Below are 20,250 nucleotides of genomic sequence, written 5' to 3' on the forward strand. Positions count from 1 at the left end.
TTGTCCGACCCTCGGAGAGGGTTTTCTAGCCTGACCACTCAGAATCTCGCTTTCACGCCCCCGAAGTAACCGCGCCCGTCGCCGGGCAGGAACGCCGCCTGATCGGAACGTGCCTGATCGACGACGAGGGTTGAAGCGGCATAGGTTTCGTTGAACAGGTTTGTGATCTCGCCGAAGATCGAGATTGTGTCATTGACCCTGTATTCGGAACGCAGATCGACCACCACATAGGGATCGGCGTAGAGCGTATTCATGTTATCGACCGGCGTCTCCTGCGGAACCCAGCGGACCGCACCCTGGATCATCCACTTGCCGGTCGCCTGGTACTGAAGCATCGCGTTGACAAGATGGCTCGGCGCGCCGGCAAGCTTATTGTTGCCGCGGACCGGATCGTTGTCGAAGCGGAAATCCTGGTAGGTATAAACGACGCGCCCCGACAGCTTATCGGTGAGCGCCGCTCCGACACCGAGCTCGACGCCGAAATGCGTGGTCTTGTCGGCGTTGATGGCGCCGAGCGAGGCGCCCGTCGCGTCACGCAGGCTCAGCAATTCGTTATCCACCCAGGAGTAATAGACGACCGCATCCCATGAAAATTGCGCGGTGCGGCCGCGCCAGCCGCCCTCGACCGTGGTTGCGGTCTGCGCTTCCAGGTTGGGCGTGGTGAACACCGCTATGGCCAACGGCTGCTGCGGATTGCGGCCGGCGCTTGAATTGGGCGTACCATTCACTGTGGCCAGCAGATCGTCGTGCGTGGGCGGCTCGAAGCTGCGGCTGACCGCGGCGAAATAGGTCTGCACATTGTCCGGCCGGTAGGACAAGGCGAGGCTCGGACTCCAGCCGTCATAGTTGTGCGCATAGCTCGTACTGACCGTCGGCCGCGAGCCAGTTGCCTGCAGCACATTTGGATTGTTGGCGAAGTATTGAATCCACGGCCGAGTCGCGAGGCCATAGGTGTCCTTGTTGTCGCGCGTTGCATGTGCATACGAAATCGCGGGCGAGAGCGTGACGTTTTCCCAGATCGGGATGTTGAAGCCGGCAAACAGCGACAGCGTCGAGGCATCAAGCTCGCTCTCGCCGAATTTCGCGCCCGTGGTTCCGCCCTGGTTGATGAAGTTGCCGCGGTCGGCGGAGCCGATGGTGTACTGACCCGTCGCCTCGAACAGCGGCAGAACATTGAAGCCGGGGTTGAAGGCGTAGCGCAACAAGCCGGTGAAATCCCCGCCCTCGGTGGTGCGCACGCCGGACGAAATCGGAAAACGGAAGGTGTCGTCGGTGTAGGTATAGCCGACCGCGGCATCGATCAGGTGTGCGCCGTAGGTCGCGGTGGTGCGCGATCCGGCCAGGAACTGGCTCGCTTCGCGCATCGGCCGGTCGCGCAGCACATTGGGGCCGGGATTGATGGCGCCTCCCGGGGCAGGTGTCGGCCCGGAATGCACCTGCCGCGGATCGGCATACATCCCCGCCTTGGTCAGCGGGCCGGCCACATCGAATTTCAGGTCGGTATAGCCCAGGAACACGCGAGTACTGACATTCTCCGAATGCTTGATACCGATATTGGCGTTCACGGCATTGCGCTCGGAATCATTGTAGACGCGGAAGCCATCGCGCTGGTTGGTGTCGAACTGGATCATGCCGTCGACATTATCCTTGCGGAAGCCAGCCTGTCCGCCGGCGCTGATCTGGCCGAAGCTGCCACCGCTCGCCGAGAGCTGCGCACCCGGCTGTGTCGAGCCGGTCGGCGAGACGAAGTTGAGCGCGCCGCCGAGCACGGTGGCGCCGAGGCGGTTCGCCATATAGCCGCGATAGACCTCGATCGCCTGCGCCTGCTGCGGATTGGCGAAGCCGACGATGTAAGAGCCGTCGGCGCGGTTGATCGGCAGGCCGTTCTGCAACACCAGAACGCCGCGCTCGACCGGGTTCTGTTGCAATCCGGAGCCGCGGATCTGGATGCGCGGCTGGTCATTGCCGCCGAAGAAATTCTGCACCACGACGCCTGGCGCGCTCTCGAGCGCCCTTGCGATCGTGAGATTGGCGGTGTCGGGGAAGTCTTGCTGACGTACAAGGGTGACGCCGCCGGGCAGCGCCTGAAACCGTTCCGCCACCGTCGCCGCAGCCGGCGCGGCAGGTGCAGTACTCTGTGCGGTCGCGGGCGCGCCGGACGCCGCGCGCGCAGGCGCCTGCCGCCGGTCTTCCACAGTGATCGTATCGAGTGTGATCGTAGAACCCGGCGTGGCCGATTGCGCGAAGCAGGCATGACTTACGGTCGACAGCAGCAGTCCAGTCGCCAGGCCAGTCAGACACCTCGTTCTGCCTTTTCGAGGCGCCTCCGGCCTCTGTCCCGTGCAAGTGATTCGATCTTCGGCATCCGCGCTCATTCCAGCTCCCCCCGGGGCAATCGACTGAACATGCGACTCGCCGCAGCACATGAAGCCAGCACTGTTCGCTGGACCGCGGTTCGTCAGTTGGGTTTGATCTGGATGGCAATTCGGCTGTCTTGATCGCGAAAACTATAAAAAGGCGATTGTCACCTCAGTTTGATTTCGCGCAACGAAGAACTACTTATTTGATTTTTCTCACAGTTTCTCTTTTGAAAAATTAAAAACTATATCGATCAAATATCGACCGCCGCTGCGCAAATCGTCTTCAGCGGCCGGTCTAATTTGCTGATCCGCAACGCACACGCGTTACACGCGCCACAGTCTCCGAACATCGGCAAACAATAGCCTGCGGAGATAATCATGTTCACCCGATATGTCTTGCTGGCAGGGGTTGCGTTAGCAAGCGTTGCGCTCGCCGCGCCCGCCTTGAGCAATGACTTGTACAAACTTCCCCGCCAACAAGTTCAACTGGTTCCGCCGCCTTTCGTTCATCCGCATGAACAGGCCACAAAGGAAGGCCCCAAGATCGTCCAGTTTCGGATGACGATTCAAGAGAAGGAAATGGTTATCGATGACGCGGGCACCAAAGTGCACGCGATGACCTTCGACGGTTCGGTCCCAGGTCCGTTGATGGTCGTGCATGAAGGCGACTATGTCGAACTGACTCTGATCAATCCCGCGACCAACTCGATGCCGCACAACATCGATTTTCATTCGGCGACCGGTGCGCTGGGCGGCGGCGGTTTAACGCTGATTCATCCCGGCGAAGATGTCGTGCTGCGCTTTAAGGCAACGCGTTCCGGAGTCTTCGTCTATCACTGCGCACCAGAGGGCATGGTCCCCTGGCATGTGGTGTCAGGCATGAGCGGGGCCATCATGGTCCTTCCGCGCGACGGCCTGAAAGACAGGAATGACAAGCCTCTGCGTTACGATCGCGTCTATTATATCGGCGAGAACGACTTCTACGTGCCGCGCGACGAGAAGGGGCGTTTCAAGACTTACGCCACTCCCGGCGAATCCCATGCCGATACGACCGAGGTAATGCGCAAGCTTATTCCGACCCATGTCGTCTTTAACGGCAGGGTCGGCGCGCTGACCGGCAAGAACGCCCTACAAGCCAAGGTCGGCGAGACGGTCTTGATTATCCATTCGCAGGCCAACCGCGACAGCCGTCCGCATCTTATTGGCGGTCACGGCGACTACGTCTGGGAAACCGGCAAGTTCGCCAATCCACCCGAGAAAGATCTGGAAACCTGGTTCGTTCGCGGCGGGTCGGCATCAGCCGCGCTCTACAAATTCCTCCAGCCTGGAATCTATGCGTACCTGAATCATAACCTCATCGAAGCCTTCGAACTTGGCGCCGCGGCACACTTCAAGGTCGACGGCACCTGGAACGATGACCTGATGAAACAGGTGCGCCCGCCCGCTCCCATCCGCGATGGCAGGCTTGGCGCGCTGGACACGAAACCAAGCGTAACAACCCGGTAAACATCATCAGGAACGGCAGCGGCAACAGCCATGCGATCGAATTCGACGTCCTTCGAGACGACAAGCCTCATTCGATTTGCAGCAGGGCTGGTTGTCGCTGCCGCTTTGATCGGAGACATCCAAACAGGCGCGGCATTCCACCAGCCGGAAGTTGTCCACATTGATCCGGGTGTCTTCACCTATCGCGTTGCCGGCGAGTTCACACAAACCAACCGCCCGGTCAATGCCCCGCTCGTCAGCATGCGAATCGATTATCCCCTCATCATCATGAGGATGCAGGTCAGCGCAGCGGATTTCGACCGTTGCGTCGCCGACGGTGCCTGCCGATCGCGAGACACTGAGCCAAAACGGTCAGATTTGCCGGTCACCGGCGTGAGTTGGCATGACGCTGCCGCCTACGCGAAGTGGCTATCCGCCAAAACCGGACAACGCTGGCGCCTGCCCACAGATGAAGAATGGTCTTATGCGGCTGGCTCACGGTTCAAGGATGACGCCGTAGCCGCGGAAGACGCTGGCGATTTCAGCAAACGCTGGCTGGCGAAATACGGCCAGGAAGATCGCGCGGAACGAGCCGCCGAGCGGACATTGCGGCCTTTCGGTGCCTTTGGTGCCAACGAGCACGGGCTTCTCGACATCGCCGGCAATGTCTGGGAATGGACCGATACCTGTTTCATTCGCCAAACGCTCGACGCCGCCGGCCGCCCCGATGAGACTCCCACGATCAATTGCGGCGTACGGGTCGTCGCCGGCGAACATCGCAGCTACGTTTCCGATTTCATCCGCGACCCGAAGTCTGGCGGCTGCTCCATTGGCACCCCGCCCACCCATCTCGGATTCAGGCTGGTGCGAGATGATGAGCCGGCGCAGGTGTCGCAGCTCTCTCGCCTGTTCCTACGCATCCGCAACGTTGAGGAGACTCCTCGCAATCGTCCCTGGCATCAATGGACCAGGCTCGATTGAACAGGCGTGCCGCTAACCCTCTTCTCCCGCGATGCGCGCGAGTTCATTCATATCGTGGACGATCACCCTCCGCCGAGCGCTCGCCACAACACCTCGATTTTCCCAGGCGCTGAGTGTGCGGCTCGCCGTATGAAGCGTTGCCCCCGTCATTTCGGCAAGATCTTGCCGCAAAAGGGGAAATGCGATCTCGATTCCGCGCGATGTCCGCCGCCCGGCCTGGCGGGCAAGCCGCAGCACCGTATGTGCAATGCGACGCTCAACTCCCTGGGTTGAAAATTCCCGCAGACGCTGCTGAATTTCAGTGTAGCGCCGAGCAATGATCGTCAGCGCATTCATCGCCACCTCGGGGCGGCGCGCCATGATCTGACGGATATAGGCGCGGGGCCAGCCGAGAAGACGGCTTTCGATGACAGACGTCACAGTGCTCGGATGCTGGCTGTCCCCGCTCAGGACGGCATAACCAACGACGTCGGCCGGGCCAAAATAGCGGATGATCACCTGTTCGCCTTCGGGGGTCGATTGGGTCGCCCTGAGACGGCCGTCGAGTACAAGATAGAATATCGCGGCGTTATCCCCCTGGTGAAAGATGACATCGTGCTGAACCGCATGCTTGAAAAATCCGGTCGCCCGGATTTCATCAAGAATTTCAGGGGCAACGTCGCGAAAGAGATCCGCTCGATTGAGGATGCCGAGATCTGTTTGACACTCCATCCCGCGCCTCATTCGAGGTCCGGCAACGCGGTAAGCAGAGCCCGCAATGGGACATAAATCACCGGTGTGGGGTATTCTCTTTGACCGGCATCAAGGACCCCACGAAATATCTGTATATATTATAAAAATTATGGTGACGCTGTGAAATCCGGCGGCAGGCGTTGGGGCGCGCGATCGCGTTGCGCCCCATAGCTGCGGCGTCCTGGACAGGTAGGCGGACGCCCGGGCGGCGGGATCGATGCTCAACATTGACAAATCAGACCTCAACCGCGACCGCGCTGCCGCGACATTCTCCGACCGCGTGGCAGCCGGCGTTGTGCGGATGATGGCGTCGACGGCATCCGTATTGTTCGGACGCCGTTATGGCGACCGGGTGGTCGTTCTGGAGACCATCGCGGCTGTGCCTGGCATGGTTGCGGCCACCCTCCTGCATCTCAAATGCCTGCGCGCAATGATCGACGACCGAGGCTGGGTCCGTAGATTCATGGACGAAGCGGAGAACCAGCGTGCTCATCTGATGGTCTTTGTCGCCATCCAGCAACCCAGCGCCGCCGAACGTCTGCTCATCGTCCTGGCTCAGGGTTTTTTCTATAACGCATTTTTCCTTCTTTACCTCTGCTCGCCGCGCACCGCCCACCGGCTGGCCGGCTATCTGTCGGAAGCCGCGGTGCGCGGCTATTCGCAATATCTCGCCGGCATCGAATCGCTCAGCCGGGAGAATGTTGCCGCCCCCGCTTTCGCCATCGCGTACTGGAACCTGGAACCCGACGCACAGTTGAGCGACCTGATTGTCGCCATGCGCGAGGATGAGGCAATTCATCGCGACATCAATCACGCCTTTGCCGATGCCCTCGCCGCCGGAAATCCGTTACCGGAGCGTCCCGGCCGAGCCATGTGACTTTGGTTTCATTCCCACGCCTACATGCGGCAGGCACTTGCTGCCGTAGAGACTTGGAACTGCGAAGGTCACGACGTGGTCGCCCTGATTCAGGTCGGTGATGTCGCCCCCAATCTCGACAAGGTGAAAAGTGTCAAGCTCCCCGGCCTTCACGGCAAGCGCATGGTCGCGATCTTGCTGAAACTCATCAGCAGCCTGTTCGCACTACCGGGCACGCCGGCGAACTGACAATCACTGCGTCATGAACAGGGATGACCGCAATGGCGGCGGATTTCAGAATCGCTGTCGGCGTGGTGCTCGTCACCGTGGACCGTGACGCCAAATCTTATTTTCCGACCCTGTTCCGGCAATCTACCGGAACTCGTGCGATAGTAAGCTTGCTCACATCGTGCAAGGGACGGGCTATTCAGCCCGATAAGCCTCTTGCGCTTGCCCATGCATGAAAGCCGCGCCTGAGCTCCCGGCGAGGAATCCGTTGGAAAAGGCTGCGATAGGCATAAGCGATTTCAATTCGCGGAGGGCCTCCTCACCGTCAAGCCGGCAGTCCAGCGCACGCCGGAAAAGTTCGGCCACCGCGATCATGTCACAATTATGCGGCGATAGGCGGAACGAAGTGACGCCCGCAGCCCGCAGGCGCTCAAGATCGCCGAGCAGGTTGCAATAGGTGGCCGACAGCGTCTGCACACCGTTGACGGCAAGGAAATCCTGGCCATCAAGCGTTTCCACCATGAGCCCGTCGCAATCCTCACCACAAACAAACTGGCAGTTATCCTTGGCAAGACCATGGACGCGGGCATGGTAGCAGCGCGCCGAAATGGCGAGCGGAACGCGGCCAAAGGCCCACATTTCCGTCCTGGCACGATGAGCCGCCGCCACCCTGGCAAGCACCGAGACGGACGCGAATGGCAGTTCGGGCGGCAGACAGATATGGTTCGCACCTCGCCCGGCCAGGAAGCCGAGCGTCCCCTCATTGTACACATTGGTCAGCGGACCGACCGAAAATGCGCGACCAGGCTCAAGATAAGCGAGCATGGTCAGATCGTTGACCTCGATTTCGAGATCGCCGTTTGCGGCGATGTCGGCGCACATCTCCCGCTCGCGCTTGAGGGTGACCAGAGCCAGGGAGGAAAGCACCACAGTCTTGCCGGCGCGCTGGAGCCGCTCGATTGCCTGGGGAATCCGGTCGACATAGTATGGCAGTCGTTTGGAACATACGACCTCGCCAATGCACACGCGGTCGATCGGAGCCTCATCGGCAATACGGGCGTAAAAGTCGCTCCATCGTTCAGGGCTCCAGTTGAACAACAGCGGTCCAAGGGTGAGCATGGAATCGCTTGTCATGTGTCACCTCCGCTTAGCGCCAGGTCTTTTGATAAGCACCGGCAGTTGTTGCTTGCCCCTCGCTCAAGCGTCTTAGTTCACCTGCCGGAATGGAAACACCGATTGTCTGCGCGCCGAGAGCGCGCCGGAAGCTCGCGACCACGTCGCGAACATAGGAACGGCTGCGCTGGCGGCCCTCGATCTTGATCGCGGTCACGCCGGCGGCAGACAATTGCGGCAACAGCGTCGCGGCGTCGAGGCTCACCGGATCCTCGAACACGTGACCGCGATACGGACCCGCCGAGAAGGCGCCCTTACAGATCGTCGGATACGGTGCGCTCTGATCTTTGGGCACGCGGTCGATGGTGAATTCCCCCAGGCGGGAAACGAGCTCATCGCCTTCGACGCTGTAATGCACATGGCTCGCCGGAGAGCACACTCCATGCATATTGGGCGACTTTCCCGTCACGTAGGACGATAGTGCGCAGCGCCCTTCCGCCATGACGCAGAGTCCGCCGAACACAAAGACTTCCGTTTCGCAAGGAATCTCCGCATTGATCGCAGCGATCTCGGACACCGTCAGCACGCGCGGCAGCACCACCCGTTTGACGTCAAAGGTTTCGGCATAGAAACGGATGGCATCTGCATTGGCAGCGGCGGCCTGCACCGAAAGGTGCCGCCGCATGTCCGGATGCCGCTCGGCCGTATAGGCGAGCAACCCGATATCCGCGACAATGACAGCGTCGACACCAATGCGCGCCGCATCATCGACCGCGCAATGCCAAATGTCCAGCGCGCCCGCGCGGGGAAAGGTGTTGATAGCGACGAACACCCGCGCGCCGCGAGCATGCGCGTATTGAACGGCCCCTGTCAGTTCGTCTCTTGAAAAGTTCAGGCCGGGAAAATTGCGCGCGTTCGTCTCGTCACGGAATCCACAATAGACGCTGTCGGCACCGGCATCGACGGCCGCCCGCAGCGCGGCTGGCGTCCCCGCGGGGCATACGAGTTCAAGGCTCTGCGCTGCATTCATTACAATCAATCACAATTCATCGGTTCGCTTGAGGAGCAAGGCCGGCGACGCGAATCACCGACGGAATGATGCGGCGTGCGAGTTGCTCGGCGGCGCCGGTCGGCGCGAGCGCGGCTGCAATTTCGCTCGGGAGGTCGATGTCTGCATCGTCTAGCGCATTGCGCAGCGCCAGCACGGCTTCCGTATCGCCCTCAAACACGATGTCGCGGGAGAAGAACAAGGCGTCGCCATCATAGGCACCATGGAGCATGCCCAGTAGCGCCGCGAGCGGCCCGGCTATGCGCGCGTCCCACGCGCCCGCATCTTCGCGGCGCCGCGGCTCGACCATGGGTCGATCGGGATGCGGCCTGAGCCGGAAAACGAATGGGAGATCGACCGGATCGACCAGAAAAATCTTCTCGGCGTGCCCCTCGAGCCGCGCAAACAGGGCGGGCTGCTGCCGTCGCACGCTCTCTGCTGCGCGCTGCAAAATGAGACGCAATGGCCACAACGGCAGAGGCCTCAGAAGCAGCGCGAGCGGAGCCGGGACGATAGGAACATTGGTCGCATTATGCATAACAAAACATAGCTGGGGAGAAATGCTGCGTCTTTGCTCCAGAGCAAAGCGCAGGGGCTTCCGCGCAGACATGGATCGCCGCAAGGAGATGCTGGTGCTCGTCCGCGATCTGCCACCATTTCGCAATTTGCGGGATTTTCTCGACCATCTTGCGATCACGAAGGACCTAGTCCGCATCGCTGAGCCGGTCTCGCTTGTCCATGAGATGACCGAGATTCATCGGCGCGTTCTTCACGCGGAAGGCCCTGTCTTACGTTTCGACAAAGCCTTGCATGAGGCTGGCGCGCCGGCTTCCATGCCGGTCATCGTCAATCTGTTCGGGACGGTGGAACGGGTCGCGGCGGGTTTTGGCGTCCGGCGCAATCGTCTTGGTGAGCTTGGCGAAGCATTGGCGGCTTTGCGCAACCCGCGCCCGTTGAACGGGGTCCGTGATGCCCTCAAGCGCTGGCCCATGCTACGGGCCGCGCTGGCAACGCGCGCCCAATTGGTGCAACGCGCAGCTGTGCAGACGATCACTCGGCGCCATGGTGATATCGACCTTGGCGCGTTGCCGATCCAGACCTGCTGGCCGGGAGAACCAGCCCCGCTCATCACATGGCCTCTTGTCATCACCCGTCCGCCAAATGCCGATGCGGCCGACGTCGGCCGCATGAATGTCGGCGTCTATCGCCTGCAGGTGCTGGACCGGGAGCGATTAATAGTTCGCTGGCTCGCTCATCGCGGCGGCGCGGCGCATCATCGCGCCTGGGCCGCGCTGAACCAGGACATGCCGGTTGCAGTCGCCATTGGTGCAGATCCGGCCACCATGCTCGCCGCAGTGCTGCCTCTCCCCGAAGCATTGTCGGAAATGAACTTCGCAGGCCTGTTGCGAGGCGAACGGCCGCGTATAACCCCCGCCGTCAGCGTCCCTGTCATGGTTCCTGCAGACGCAGAAATTGTCATTGAGGGCTGGGTCAGCCCGCGGGAAACGGCGCCCGAAGGTCCCTATGGCGACCACACGGGCTACTACAATGGCGTTGAGAACTTCCCGGTCTTGCGCGTGACCGCAATCACGAGCCGGGCCGATCCTCTATATTTGTCGACCTTTACCGGCAGACCGCCGGACGAGCCGTCGGTCATCGGCGAAGCGCTGAACGAACTCGCCTTGCCGCTCATCCGCCAGCAGATACCGGAAATCGCTGATCTCTACCTGCCACCCGCCGCCTGCTCCTATCGCATCGCGGTGGTCTCCATCGCAAAGCGCTATCCTGGGCAGGCGCGGCGCGTGATGATGGCGCTGTGGGGGATGCTCCCGCAATTCAGCTACACCAAAATGATCGTCGTGGTGGACGACGACATCGATGTCCGCAGCGGAGCGGATGTGCTGTGGGCAACGTCCACGCGGATGGACCCGGCGCGGGATCTCCTGGTGCTTGACCGAACGCCTATCGACTATCTCGACTTCGCCTCGCCGGAATCCGGCCTGGGCGGCAAGCTCGGCATCGACGCCACAACCAAGATTGGCAGCGAGACACACCGCGAATGGGGCCGGCCACTCGTAATGTCGCCGGAAGTGACGACGCGCGTCGATAAAATATGGCCGCAACTCGCATTCAAGCTGCGTGCCGGCATTGGCGGGATGGAACAATGAGCGCGCGTGTCGTTGTCGGAATCAGCGGCGCGTCCGGTGCCGCCATCGGCATTCGTGTCGTTGAGCTTCTCGCAGAGCTAAAAGCCGAGATCGATCTCGTTATTTCTACCGATGCGGAACGAACGATCGCAATGGAAACAGGTGCCGAGGCCCTAGACAAGATCACCACACTGCCTGTCCGCCGCCACGACGCGAGCAACCTCGGCGCAGCCATAGCCTCCGGCTCGGTTCAGACTGCGGGCATGATCGTCGCGCCCTGCTCTATGCGCACGCTTGCGGCGATCGCTCACTCGCTGTCTCACAATCTGCTGGTCCGTGCGGCCGACGTCCACTTGAAAGAACGCCGCCCTCTTGTGCTCATCGCCCGCGAGACGCCGCTCCACCTTGGACATCTGAAGGCGATGACCGCTGTCACCGAGATGGGGGCAATCGTGATGCCGCCGGTCCCCGCTTTCTATCTGCACCCTTCCGGCATTCAGGATGTGATCGAACAGATCGCGCGCCGTGCGATCGATCTTCTCCACGTCGCAGAGCCGACTGCAAAGACGTGGAAGGGCTAAGGAAATACGATGTTCCTCTGTTGGACGTGAGCAGACATGGTGCGCATTGGCATTCTTACCATTTCAGACCGGGCAAGTGGCGGACAGTATGAAGACGTGAGCGGTCCTGCGATCGAAGCTTGGCTCACGCGCGCGATTCGTTCCCCGTGGACCTCGTGTCGCCGCATCGTCCCCGACGGCCTTGAATCGGTGTGCGACGCCCTGATCGCGCTGTGCGACGACGACGGTGCCGATCTCGTCTTGACCACCGGCGGCACCGGCCCCGCGCCGCGCGACCTAACACCCGAAGCAATGCGGGCTGTGATTGTGCGCGAGTTGCCCGGGTTTGGTGAGCTCATGCGGCGCGTCAGCTTCAACACGGTGCCGACGGCGATCCTGTCGCGCCAATCCGCCGGCATACGCGGCCATACATTGATTGTGACCCTGCCTGGAAAGCCGACCTCAATCGCCGTGTGCCTCGACGCAGTATTTCCGGCGATCCCCTATTGTTTGGACCTGATTGGAGCCGGACGAATCGAGACCGATCCCGATATTTGCCTTGCTTTTCGCCCGGCATGAGATTCATCGGGGTTGAGTTTCCTCGTGCGCGATCCGCAGGTCCTTGCCCGTCACAATCAGGGCCTGTGCCTCACGCATCGCCTGGGCTGCGTTCGCCGCAGATATACGAATCTAGTCGAACAGTGTCGCCATTTCCTCGAACACACCTGGGTCGTCTTCCCCTCCGTTGATGTCATCGAGCTCGGCAAGAAAATAGAGCTGAGCCGCGATCCAATCCCTCTGCCGGCGCCCCTGTCGAAGCGCGCTGCGAAATCGGCGGCGAAATTCGAGGTCCGAGAAACGCTCGAGCGCGCCGTCGAGCGTCGTTCTGCACTCGCAATCAAGTGCACAACGGCACTGGACTCTCCGGCATTTTGCAGAGGCATGAACCACTCATCTTCCGGTCGAAAGGCCGATTTATAGTCAAGAAAAATGCCGGCAGAACTGGCAACCGACGTTGTGGCCGCGCAAACTTCAACGGTCTGATGTGCGCAAATCCGCCGGCGAGTTATGAGCGGCTTAGGGTGAAACGCGCTTTGGGAGAAGAGATCACAGGCTCTCCCATAAAGCGCACCGTGACGACAGCTCTGCCCTACTTTCGGTCATGACGAGGATTGCGGCGCTTTCGCCTCGCATCGCGCAAGGGAAGCGACATACCCTCATCCATCCGCTTCCGGCCGGGGTCGAAATGCGTCAACGGCTGCGCCGCAATATGCGTCGCCAGGCTTCTTTTCGCCAACTGATGATATTGCTGGGTCGCCTCGATCTTGATGGCCAGCTCATCGTCGGTCAGTTCGCGCAAGACCCTGGCCGGAATGCCCGCCGCCAGATGACACGGCGGAATCTCGACGTCGGTCGCAACAAAGCTCATGGCCGCGATGATCGCGGATTCGCCGATGACGGCGTGGTCCATGATCACCGAATGCATGCCGACCATTGCGTTCCTTCCGATGCGCGCGCTGTGGATAATGGCGCCGTGCCCGATATGTCCGTCGGGTCCGATTACGACGTCCGTGCCGGGCAACGTGTGCAGCGTGCAGTTGTCCTGCACATTGGAGCCATGCTCCAGCACGATGCGGCTGAAATCTCCGCGCAGCGATGCACCCGGCGCCACGTAGCAGCCTGCGCCGATCACCACATCGCCAATGATGATGGCATCGGGGTGCACGAAAGCGGTCGGATCGATGACCGGTGCGATGCCGTCGATGGAATAGATTTTGCGTTTGTTCGAGCTCATCACCCACTGTCCCTCAAAACAGCATAAGAAGGAAGCGACCTATGTTCCGGCATGTGTCTCTCTACAGGATGGTGCCCGAGGCCGATCTGCAGGCGGCTATCGACATCCTCAATGCTCTGCCGGCAAAAGTGCCGGGAATCATCAACTGGACCCTGGGAGCGCATCGGTCGCCTCCCAGCGGGCGCAGCGGACACTGGGACTATGGCTTGGTGTGCGACTTCAGAAGCTTCGAGGATCTGCAGACTTACAACAGTCACCCGGCCCACTTTGAAGCCGTCAAGGCGGTCTTGCCAATGATCTCGGCGCACGCGATCTGCGATTTGAGTTTAACGCGGATAAATAAGACGTTTGGTGCCTCTTGGGTCTGACTAGCCGATGGCTGGCAATTTTCTGAAGAACCCCCGCCACAGCAACAGTTTGGATTCAAGGGCGTGCGCTGCTATTTGTCGGCGGGCGAGTCGCTTCCCGAAAACGTCTATAACCGTTGGCGCGAGGCCACGGGCGCGCCGATCGTCGAAGGCATCGGCATGACCGAAACAATATTCATGGTGATAGGCGGCACGCCGCAGGACCATCGGCCGGGCGCCACCGGCAAGCCCTTTTCCTATACCGAAGTGAAGCTCCTCGATCCCGAAGACCAGCCGGTCGAACCGGGATCACCGGGGACGCTCCGTCTGGGCTCGCTGTGCAAAGATTATTGGCAGCAGCCGGAAAAGACCGACGCGGCCTTCCGCGACGGCTGGTTCCGCACCGGCGACGTCTTCGTCATCGATGAAGAAGGCTGGTGGCGATCATCAGGGCCGCGCCGACGATCTGCTCAAGATATCCGGGCAATGGGTCAGCCCGGCGGAGATCGAGGAATGTGCGACGACAGTGCCCGGTGTGGCGGAAGCCATCGTCGTTGGCGCACAGGATGAAGACGGGCTGGTTCGGCTGAGCATGTTCCTGGTCGCGCCCGAGGGGGACAGCGAGACCTTGCTGCAGCGTGTGCAGGAACGTCTCCTGCAGACGCTCTCAAAATACAAGTGCCCGAGGCGCATTGTGTTCGTCGATGCGATTCCACGCACCGCGACCGGAAAGGCGCGACGCTTTCGCCTGCGGAACTGGGCGGCATTTCCTGCAACGATTGATGCGCGCGCTCGGACTCGATCCGGTTCGCCTCGAACAGGCGAATGCGCCACTGTTCCGCAATCTGCAGCGAAAATGCGTCTCCTGCGACTCCCACGAACGCTGCGACGCCGAGCTACAACAAGGCACCTACGAAGCCGACTTCCAGGACTATTGCCCGAATGCGGATGTCCTTGTTTCTCTGCGGATCGGCGGCGGCCCCATTAAGAGACATGCCGCGCGGTCTCGCGTTGCGGTTCAGAGTTGGGGGGCAGACAGTTACGAACACGCCGTCACGGCGTGACGGACGATGGCGCCATGCGAGAACGGAGAAGCTGCGTCAATCGGCATTGCGCCAAATTCGTTATCGGCTAGGCGCGCTTTTTCAGTGGCTTAGCGCGGAATTTGGTAGCGGAGGACGGACCCGCGACCTGCTCACCGCTAAGCTCTTGATTTCAAAGAATCCAGCTCGCCCAAAGTCGCCAATGGGTAATGTCACATACTTACATTCTAAGATTAGAGCGCTCTTATCTGCAAGTCCTGGAGGCCCACGTATTAGACCTATGGCCTGCACCCGGTTTTGTTGACACGCACTTAAGCTAACCCGTGCTTCCGCTCGAACTCCATAGGGCTGAGATAGCCGATGGTCGAGTGCCTGCGCTTCGGATTGTAGAAGCGCTCGATATAGTCGAACACGTCGGCCTTGGCTTCGTCCCGTGTCCGGTAGGTCTTGCGCGCCGTGCGCTCGGTTTTCAGCGACGAGAAGAAGCTCTCCATCGCCGCATTGTCCCAGACATTGCCGGAGCGGCTCATTGAGCAGACGATGCCATGATCTGCCACCAGCCGCTGGAATGGCTCACTGGTATATTGACTGCCACGATCGGTGATGCAGCAGCGCGTCAGGCTTGCCCCGCCGCCAGATCGCCATCACCAGCGCATCGGTGACGAGCTGAGCCGTCATGGCGGCACTCATCGACCAGCCGACGACGACGAGAGAACAGGTCCACGACGGTCAAGACGTAAAGCCAGCCCTCGGCTGTCCAGACATAGGTGAAGTCGGCAATCCATCGACGGTTGGGAGCGGGAGCGGCAAAGGCGCGGTCAAGCACGTTCGGAGCGACGGCGGCGGCCTGCCGCGGACCCAGGTCAGGCGGCAGCCGACGCCGGCGCGGGCGGGCTTTAAGCTCCTGGCACCGCATCAACCGCTCGAACAGGTGCAGTCCGCAGGATATCCCTTCGGCGAGCAGATCATGCCAGACCCGCCTGGCGCCATAGGTCCGGTCGCTCGCCAGGAAGCTCGCTCGCACCTTCGCGCCGAGCGCTTCGTCATTGCGACTGCGCTGGCTGCGGCCGCTTCAGCCACGCATAGAAGCCGCCCCGCGAGACACCGAGCGCCCCGCACATCCAATCCGCCGGCCAGATCCCCCGGTGCTTCGCGATGATGGAGCACTTCACGTCGATTCCTTCGCGAAGTAGGCTGCGGCTTTTTTTTTTGGATGTCCCGCTCCGCTTTCAGCTTGTTCACTTCGCGCTTGAGCCGCGCGATCTCTTCGGAACCGGGTGCAGGCCACTTACTCATAACGGCCATTTGGCTTGGGTATAGGACTCCGAGTCTAAGAACAAAAGTGAACCGGCTCAGCCACTTAGCCGGCGAGTCCCGAATTGTGGGGTAGCTTTGTGGGGTAAAGGTATCCTGAGCTTCAGCTTTCCACAACCCGCTACGAGAACCGAGGCTTTGCGGCCGCCGTTGCTGTAAAGAGAAGTGCGTCCGACTTGGGGGAGATCGATGGTGACAGAAGCCTGCCTGAAGGCCATCCCGGAGCAATGAGACTTGAAGAAGTTGCACCCGGGCAAAGCCTCTCGGGGATCGAACCAACTGACATTGTGACCGTTGTGGCGGTCGTACCGCTGGCCGAAGGGTCTGTGCAGCTAATTTACCGCGCGCCTGACGGGACGATGAAGGAACGCCTGCTCGGGCGGGCGGAAGAAGCAACAATCGCCGTTGCCAGTACCGAGCGCCCGTTCTCGTTCGACGGCGACGGTGGTGCCTTCCAACTGGCCTGCGAGGCCAAGCGGATAGACCTTGCCTTCCTGTTTGATCCGATGATGGCGGTGCACAGCTCGAACGTCGAGCCGCTGCCGCACCAGATCACCGCCGTTTACGAGTCACTGTTGCCGCGCCAGCCGCTGCGCTTTGTTCTTGCCGACGATCCTGGCGCCGGCAAGACCATTATGGCGGGCCTCTACATCCGCGAGCTTATCATGCGCGCGGACTCGCACCGCATTCTAATTGTCGCGCCAGGCAGCCTGGTCGAGCAGTGGCGCGACGAACTGTTTGAGAAATTTGGGCTGGAGTTTCACGTTTATTCGAGCCTGCTGGAGCAGACCTCGCCCAGCGGCAATCCCTTCGACGACTTCCCGCGCCTGATCGTCCGCCTCGATCAGCTTTCCCGCAACGAGGAGCTACAGGACAAGTTGTGCAATCCTGGCTGGGACCTCGCCGTGTTCGACGAGGCACATAAGCTGTCGGCGCACTATTTCGGATCTAAGCTTGAAAAGACGGCACGTTTTCGGTTCGCGGAGAAGCTGGGCAAGCATGTTCGGCACCTACTGCTGATGACGGCGACGCCCCACAACGGCAAGGAAGAAGACTTCCAGCTTTTCCTGTCGCTTCTGGATTCGGACCGCTTCTACGGAAAATTCCGGGATGGCGTTCATAAGGTCGATCCCTCCGACCTGATGCGTCGCATGGTCAAGGAAGAACTACTGAAATTTGACGGTACCCCGCTGTTTCCGGAGCGTCGCGCCTATACAGTCAATTACGAGTTATCACCGATCGAAGCTGCGCTCTATGAGGCCGTTACCAACTACGTGCAAACGGAGATGGGCAAGGCTGACCAACTCCAAGGCGCGCGCAAGGGATCGGTCGGTTTTGCGCTCACCGCGCTGCAACGGCGACTTGCCTCAAGCCCAGAGGCCATCTTCCAATCGCTCAAACGCCGCCGCGAGCGGCTTGAGAATCGGCTGCGCGAAGAAAAACTGGGTATCCGGGGCCGCCAGCCCATTGCCGAGACTTATCCCGGAATCCCTGAGGATGACGACGACCTCAGCGCCGAAGAACAGGAAACTCTTGAAGAAAATCTGATCGACGAGGCGACCGCCGCCAAGACCGTTACCGAGCTTGAGGCCGAGATCGTCATCCTCAAAGGGCTGGAAGCCCAGGCCAAGGCCGTTGTCGCGTCAGGCCAGGATCGCAAGTGGGATGAGCTGTCCAAGATTTTGCAGAATAATCCCGAAATGCGCGATGCCGCCGGCCGGCAGCGCAAGATCATCATCTTCTCAGAGCATCGGGATACGCTGAATTACCTTCATGCCAAGGTTGCCGGCGTGATTGGAAATCCCGATGCCATCGTCACCATTCACGGCGGCACGCATCGTGATGAGCGCCGCCGACTCCAGGCATTGTTCCGTTCCGATCCCGATGTTCGCGTGCTGGTGGCAACCGACGCAGCCGGCGAAGGCGTAAACCTTCAGAACGCGAACCTCATGGTCAACTATGACCTGCCCTGGAACCCGAACCGGCTGGAGCAGAGGTTCGGTCGCATCCACCGTATCGGGCAGACTGAAGTCTGCCACCTGTGGAATCTGGTCGCCAAAGAAACTCGTGAGGGTGACGTCTATCATCGGCTGCTTAAGAAGCTGGAGGTCGAAAGTGCCGCGCTGAAGGGCCGCGTCTTCGACATTCTGGGCGAGGTTTTCGAGGAAACCAGTCTCAAAGACCTCCTCATTCAAGCTATCCGCTACGGTGACCAGCCTGAGGTGCGTGCGCGTTTGACGCAAAAGATCGACCAGGCGCTCGACCACGATCACCTCAAGAACCTTCTCAACCGCAATGCTCTCGCGCAGGAAACTATGAGTGCCGAGCGGCTATTCGCCGTCAAGGAAGAAATGGAGAAGGCCGAAGCCCGGCGGCTCCAGCCCTTCTTTGTGCGCGCCTTCTTCACCAAGGCGCTGGATACCCTCGGCGGAACGGCGCATCCGCGCGAATCCAGCCGCTATGAGGTCACTCATGTCCCCGCAGCGATCCGCGAACGCGACCGCCGCTTGACCGGGCGGAACCGGCGAGAGAATGAGCCGGTGCTGCGGCGGTATAGCCGCATCTGTTTCGAACGGGAGGCCATTCAGCCGCTCGACAAGCCCGGGCTGGAGCGCGCCGTTCTCATGCACCCCGGCCATCCGCTTATGCTCGCCATGTCGGACATGATCCTTGAGCAGCATGCCAACCTGCTGCGGCAGGGTGCCGTTCTTATCGACCCTGCCGACGAAGGTCTTGATCCCGCGCTGCTGTTTCTTCTCACCCACGAAATCAAATCGGGTGACGGCGCCGTTCTTTCCAAGCGTCTGCAATTCGTGCGCGTTAGGCCGGACGGCAAGGCGGAGTTCGCGGGCTGGGCGCCGCATCTTGACCTTGAGCCGATGTCAGAGAGCGAACGCGTTTTGCTCAGGGATACCCTCAAGGCGTCGTGGCTTGCCTCGGGCCAGGAACAGCGTGCCTTGTCGCTGGCGGCAACGACGCTTGTGCCCGAACACTATGGCGAGGTCGCCCAGCGGCGTATCGCCCATGTCGAAAAGACCCTCAACGCCGTGCACGAGCGCCTGAGCAAGGAAATCGCCTTCTGGCAGGATCGCTGGCTCAAGCTCAAGGAGGACGGCGAGGCCGGCAGGGACGTTCGCCTCAACCTCCAAAATATCGAGCGCACGCTTTCCGATCTGCAAAGCCGCCTGGAAAACCGCAAGAAAGAGCTTCAGGCCATGCGGCACGTCGTCAACGGCACCCCAGTCGTGCTGGGCGCGGCGCTGATCGTTCCGGCGGGCCTTATGGCAAAACTGCGCGGTGATGAGCCGGTCGATCCGGCGGCGGCGACCTTTGCCGCCGACCCGGCGGCACGCTCGCGCATCGAGCAGCTTGCCATGCAGGCCGTGCAGAAGGCTGAGGAAGCGCGCGGCTGCCGCGTCGTCGATGTATCCGCTGCAAAATGCGGGTGGGATTTGAGTTCCTATCCCCCTGCCATCGACGGCAAACAGCCCGACCCGCGCCATATCGAGGTGAAGGGCCGAGTGAAGGGCGCCAGCACCGTTACCATCACCCGTAACGAAATGCTCTACGCCTTCAATCAGGGCGACAAGTTCGTACTGGCCATCGCGCTGGTCGGCGAGGACGACTCCATCGACGGCCCGCATTACATCCGCAATCCTTTCGACCGCGAGCCCGGCTGGGGAGTCGCGTCGATCAATTACAGCTTGGGCGATCTGCTCGCCAAGGCAGAAGTTCAATGAGCGCCGCCGATGTTATGGGAAAGCAGGCCCTGGTGGTCGCCACCGCGCTGACGACGGCAGAGCAATCGAATGCGATTGTCGTTTCCTTCGATGCTAAGTGGCATCGCAGTTTGTTAGGCGGGACACTGGGTGCCGTCATTCGGAAACGCGTGCCTAAAGAACGAAGTTTTGACTGGCTATATTTTCACGTCAATAGCCCGATAAGCGCGATCTGTGGACGAGTTAGAATCGACAAAATTACTATGATCACCTTGCAGCAAGCAATTCGACTTGCCGAGCAACTCAACCTTCCTCCAGATGCAATAGCGCAGTACGTGGGGCACGACGGCCGAGTCGGATGCTATCATCTCGGCTCGTTTCAGATCCCATCCGTCGCGCTGCATCGCTCTACTCTCACCGAGAGGGTGAAATACAGTCCGCCACAAAGCTTTCTAATTCTTTCCAAAAGCGCAAAAGAAATCATCGACGCGATCTGCGGCTTCGATGATGTTTCGTCTTGAG

20 protein-coding genes and 1 pseudogene are annotated in these 20,250 nt (G+C 60.6%); 14 read left to right on the plus strand and 7 right to left on the minus strand.

What is annotated here, in order from left to right:
• Nucleotides 1-38: 38 nt before the first annotated feature.
• On the minus strand, nt 39-2,375 hold the full coding sequence (locus RO009_03065) for a TonB-dependent receptor (protein ID MDT3684009.1): 2,337 nt from the start codon (nt 2,373-2,375) through the stop codon (nt 39-41).
• A 363-nt stretch (nt 2,376-2,738) separates the two neighbouring features.
• Between RO009_03065 and nirK the strand changes: the two genes are divergently transcribed.
• On the plus strand, nt 2,739-3,866 hold the full coding sequence (nirK, locus tag RO009_03070) for a copper-containing nitrite reductase (protein MDT3684010.1): 1,128 nt from the start codon (nt 2,739-2,741) through the stop codon (nt 3,864-3,866).
• A 30-nt stretch (nt 3,867-3,896) separates the two neighbouring features.
• Entirely contained in the window at nt 3,897-4,826 is a 930-nt protein-coding gene (locus tag RO009_03075; GenBank protein MDT3684011.1) for an SUMF1/EgtB/PvdO family nonheme iron enzyme, read from the plus strand.
• Nucleotides 4,827-4,838: 12 nt separating this feature from the next.
• Here RO009_03075 and RO009_03080 read toward each other — a convergent pair whose 3' ends face one another.
• Nucleotides 4,839-5,459: a Crp/Fnr family transcriptional regulator gene (locus RO009_03080; protein MDT3684012.1), complete on the minus strand. Its 621-nt coding sequence runs from the start codon at nt 5,457-5,459 to the stop codon at nt 4,839-4,841.
• Here RO009_03080 and RO009_03085 point away from each other — a divergent pair.
• From RO009_03085 to RO009_03095, 3 genes are all read left to right on the plus strand, one after another.
• Nucleotides 5,346-5,594 (plus strand): hypothetical protein, encoded by a 249-nt coding sequence (locus RO009_03085; protein MDT3684013.1) that lies wholly within the window; start codon nt 5,346-5,348, stop codon nt 5,592-5,594. The two genes, RO009_03080 and RO009_03085, sit on opposite strands and share 114 nt — an antisense overlap.
• 181 nt (nt 5,595-5,775) lie before the next feature.
• Nucleotides 5,776-6,435, plus strand: coding sequence for an alternative oxidase (locus RO009_03090; GenBank protein ID MDT3684014.1), 660 nt, complete (start codon nt 5,776-5,778; stop codon nt 6,433-6,435).
• Between the two features lie 75 nt (nt 6,436-6,510).
• On the plus strand, nt 6,511-6,663 hold the full coding sequence (locus RO009_03095; protein ID MDT3684015.1) for a hypothetical protein: 153 nt from the start codon (nt 6,511-6,513) through the stop codon (nt 6,661-6,663).
• A gap of 174 nt (nt 6,664-6,837) precedes the next feature.
• Here the strand turns inward: RO009_03095 and RO009_03100 are convergent, their stop codons facing one another.
• The 3 genes from RO009_03100 to RO009_03110 are packed head-to-tail and all read right to left on the minus strand — an operon-like array spanning nt 6,838 to nt 9,233.
• A complete protein-coding gene (locus tag RO009_03100) occupies nt 6,838-7,776 on the minus strand; it encodes a U32 family peptidase (GenBank protein MDT3684016.1) in 939 nt (312 codons plus the stop codon).
• Between the two features lie 13 nt (nt 7,777-7,789).
• Entirely contained in the window at nt 7,790-8,785 is a 996-nt protein-coding gene (locus RO009_03105; protein MDT3684017.1) for a peptidase U32 family protein, read from the minus strand.
• 16 nt (nt 8,786-8,801) lie between these two features.
• Nucleotides 8,802-9,233, minus strand: a complete 432-nt coding sequence (locus tag RO009_03110) for an SCP2 sterol-binding domain-containing protein (protein ID MDT3684018.1) — start codon at nt 9,231-9,233, stop codon at nt 8,802-8,804.
• A 178-nt stretch (nt 9,234-9,411) separates the two neighbouring features.
• On the opposite strand from RO009_03110, the gene RO009_03115 reads away from it, so the two are divergent.
• The 4 genes from RO009_03115 to RO009_03130 are packed head-to-tail and all read left to right on the plus strand — an operon-like array spanning nt 9,412 to nt 12,491.
• Nucleotides 9,412-10,971: a UbiD family decarboxylase gene (locus RO009_03115; GenBank protein ID MDT3684019.1), complete on the plus strand. Its 1,560-nt coding sequence runs from the start codon at nt 9,412-9,414 to the stop codon at nt 10,969-10,971.
• Nucleotides 10,968-11,531: a UbiX family flavin prenyltransferase gene (locus RO009_03120; protein ID MDT3684020.1), complete on the plus strand. Its 564-nt coding sequence runs from the start codon at nt 10,968-10,970 to the stop codon at nt 11,529-11,531. The genes RO009_03115 and RO009_03120 overlap by 4 nt, the downstream gene beginning before the upstream one ends.
• A 39-nt stretch (nt 11,532-11,570) precedes the next feature.
• Nucleotides 11,571-12,089 (plus strand): molybdopterin adenylyltransferase, encoded by a 519-nt coding sequence (mog, locus tag RO009_03125; GenBank protein MDT3684021.1) that lies wholly within the window; start codon nt 11,571-11,573, stop codon nt 12,087-12,089.
• 24 nt (nt 12,090-12,113) lie between these two features.
• On the plus strand, nt 12,114-12,491 hold the full coding sequence (locus tag RO009_03130; protein MDT3684022.1) for a hypothetical protein: 378 nt from the start codon (nt 12,114-12,116) through the stop codon (nt 12,489-12,491).
• Nucleotides 12,492-12,660: 169 nt separating this feature from the next.
• Here the strand turns inward: RO009_03130 and RO009_03135 are convergent, their stop codons facing one another.
• On the minus strand, nt 12,661-13,305 hold the full coding sequence (locus RO009_03135; protein ID MDT3684023.1) for a transferase hexapeptide repeat family protein: 645 nt from the start codon (nt 13,303-13,305) through the stop codon (nt 12,661-12,663).
• Between the two features lie 41 nt (nt 13,306-13,346).
• On the opposite strand from RO009_03135, the gene RO009_03140 reads away from it, so the two are divergent.
• The 3 genes from RO009_03140 (at nt 13,347) to RO009_03150 (ending at nt 14,716) form a co-directional block, all read left to right on the plus strand.
• Nucleotides 13,347-13,673, plus strand: coding sequence for a Dabb family protein (locus tag RO009_03140; GenBank protein ID MDT3684024.1), 327 nt, complete (start codon nt 13,347-13,349; stop codon nt 13,671-13,673).
• Nucleotides 13,674-13,736: 63 nt separating this feature from the next.
• Nucleotides 13,737-14,222 carry an AMP-binding protein gene (locus tag RO009_03145; GenBank protein ID MDT3684025.1) on the plus strand — a complete coding sequence of 162 codons (486 nt, stop codon included), beginning with the start codon at nt 13,737-13,739 and terminating at the stop codon, nt 14,220-14,222.
• Nucleotides 14,223-14,356: 134 nt separating this feature from the next.
• Nucleotides 14,357-14,716, plus strand: a complete 360-nt coding sequence (locus tag RO009_03150) for a DUF6455 family protein (GenBank protein MDT3684026.1) — start codon at nt 14,357-14,359, stop codon at nt 14,714-14,716.
• A 290-nt stretch (nt 14,717-15,006) separates the two neighbouring features.
• Here RO009_03150 and RO009_03155 read toward each other — a convergent pair.
• Nucleotides 15,007-15,961 (minus strand): annotated as a pseudogene (locus tag RO009_03155) (IS3 family transposase).
• Between the two features lie 275 nt (nt 15,962-16,236).
• Here RO009_03155 and RO009_03160 point away from each other — a divergent pair.
• Nucleotides 16,237-19,749 carry a helicase-related protein gene (locus RO009_03160; GenBank protein ID MDT3684027.1) on the plus strand — a complete coding sequence of 1,171 codons (3,513 nt, stop codon included), beginning with the start codon at nt 16,237-16,239 and terminating at the stop codon, nt 19,747-19,749.
• Nucleotides 19,746-20,249 carry a hypothetical protein gene (locus RO009_03165; GenBank protein MDT3684028.1) on the plus strand — a complete coding sequence of 168 codons (504 nt, stop codon included), beginning with the start codon at nt 19,746-19,748 and terminating at the stop codon, nt 20,247-20,249. Before RO009_03160 ends, RO009_03165 begins: the two co-directional genes overlap by 4 nt.
• The last annotated feature ends 1 nt before the right edge of the window (nt 20,250 follow it).

This window comes from Pseudorhodoplanes sp., from assembly GCA_032027085.1.
Taxonomy (GTDB): Bacteria; Pseudomonadota; Alphaproteobacteria; order Rhizobiales; family Xanthobacteraceae; genus Pseudorhodoplanes.

What these genes read in the sequence shown, in the direction of transcription:
- RO009_03065 (MDT3684009.1), bottom strand. Translation starts at nt 2,375, where the DNA reads ATGAGCGCGGATGCCGAAGATCGAATCACTTGCACGGGACAGAGGCCG.
- nirK (MDT3684010.1), top strand. Translation starts at nt 2,739, where the DNA reads ATGTTCACCCGATATGTCTTGCTGGCAGGGGTTGCGTTAGCAAGCGTT.
- RO009_03075 (MDT3684011.1), top strand. Translation starts at nt 3,897, where the DNA reads ATGCGATCGAATTCGACGTCCTTCGAGACGACAAGCCTCATTCGATTT.
- RO009_03090 (MDT3684014.1), top strand. Translation starts at nt 5,776, where the DNA reads ATGCTCAACATTGACAAATCAGACCTCAACCGCGACCGCGCTGCCGCG.
- RO009_03100 (MDT3684016.1), bottom strand. Translation starts at nt 7,776, where the DNA reads ATGACAAGCGATTCCATGCTCACCCTTGGACCGCTGTTGTTCAACTGG.
- RO009_03105 (MDT3684017.1), bottom strand. Translation starts at nt 8,785, where the DNA reads ATGAATGCAGCGCAGAGCCTTGAACTCGTATGCCCCGCGGGGACGCCA.
- RO009_03115 (MDT3684019.1), top strand. Translation starts at nt 9,412, where the DNA reads ATGGATCGCCGCAAGGAGATGCTGGTGCTCGTCCGCGATCTGCCACCA.
- RO009_03120 (MDT3684020.1), top strand. Translation starts at nt 10,968, where the DNA reads ATGAGCGCGCGTGTCGTTGTCGGAATCAGCGGCGCGTCCGGTGCCGCC.
- RO009_03135 (MDT3684023.1), bottom strand. Translation starts at nt 13,305, where the DNA reads ATGAGCTCGAACAAACGCAAAATCTATTCCATCGACGGCATCGCACCG.
- RO009_03140 (MDT3684024.1), top strand. Translation starts at nt 13,347, where the DNA reads ATGTTCCGGCATGTGTCTCTCTACAGGATGGTGCCCGAGGCCGATCTG.
- RO009_03150 (MDT3684026.1), top strand. Translation starts at nt 14,357, where the DNA reads ATGCGATTCCACGCACCGCGACCGGAAAGGCGCGACGCTTTCGCCTGC.
- RO009_03160 (MDT3684027.1), top strand. Translation starts at nt 16,237, where the DNA reads ATGAGACTTGAAGAAGTTGCACCCGGGCAAAGCCTCTCGGGGATCGAA.
- RO009_03165 (MDT3684028.1), top strand. Translation starts at nt 19,746, where the DNA reads ATGAGCGCCGCCGATGTTATGGGAAAGCAGGCCCTGGTGGTCGCCACC.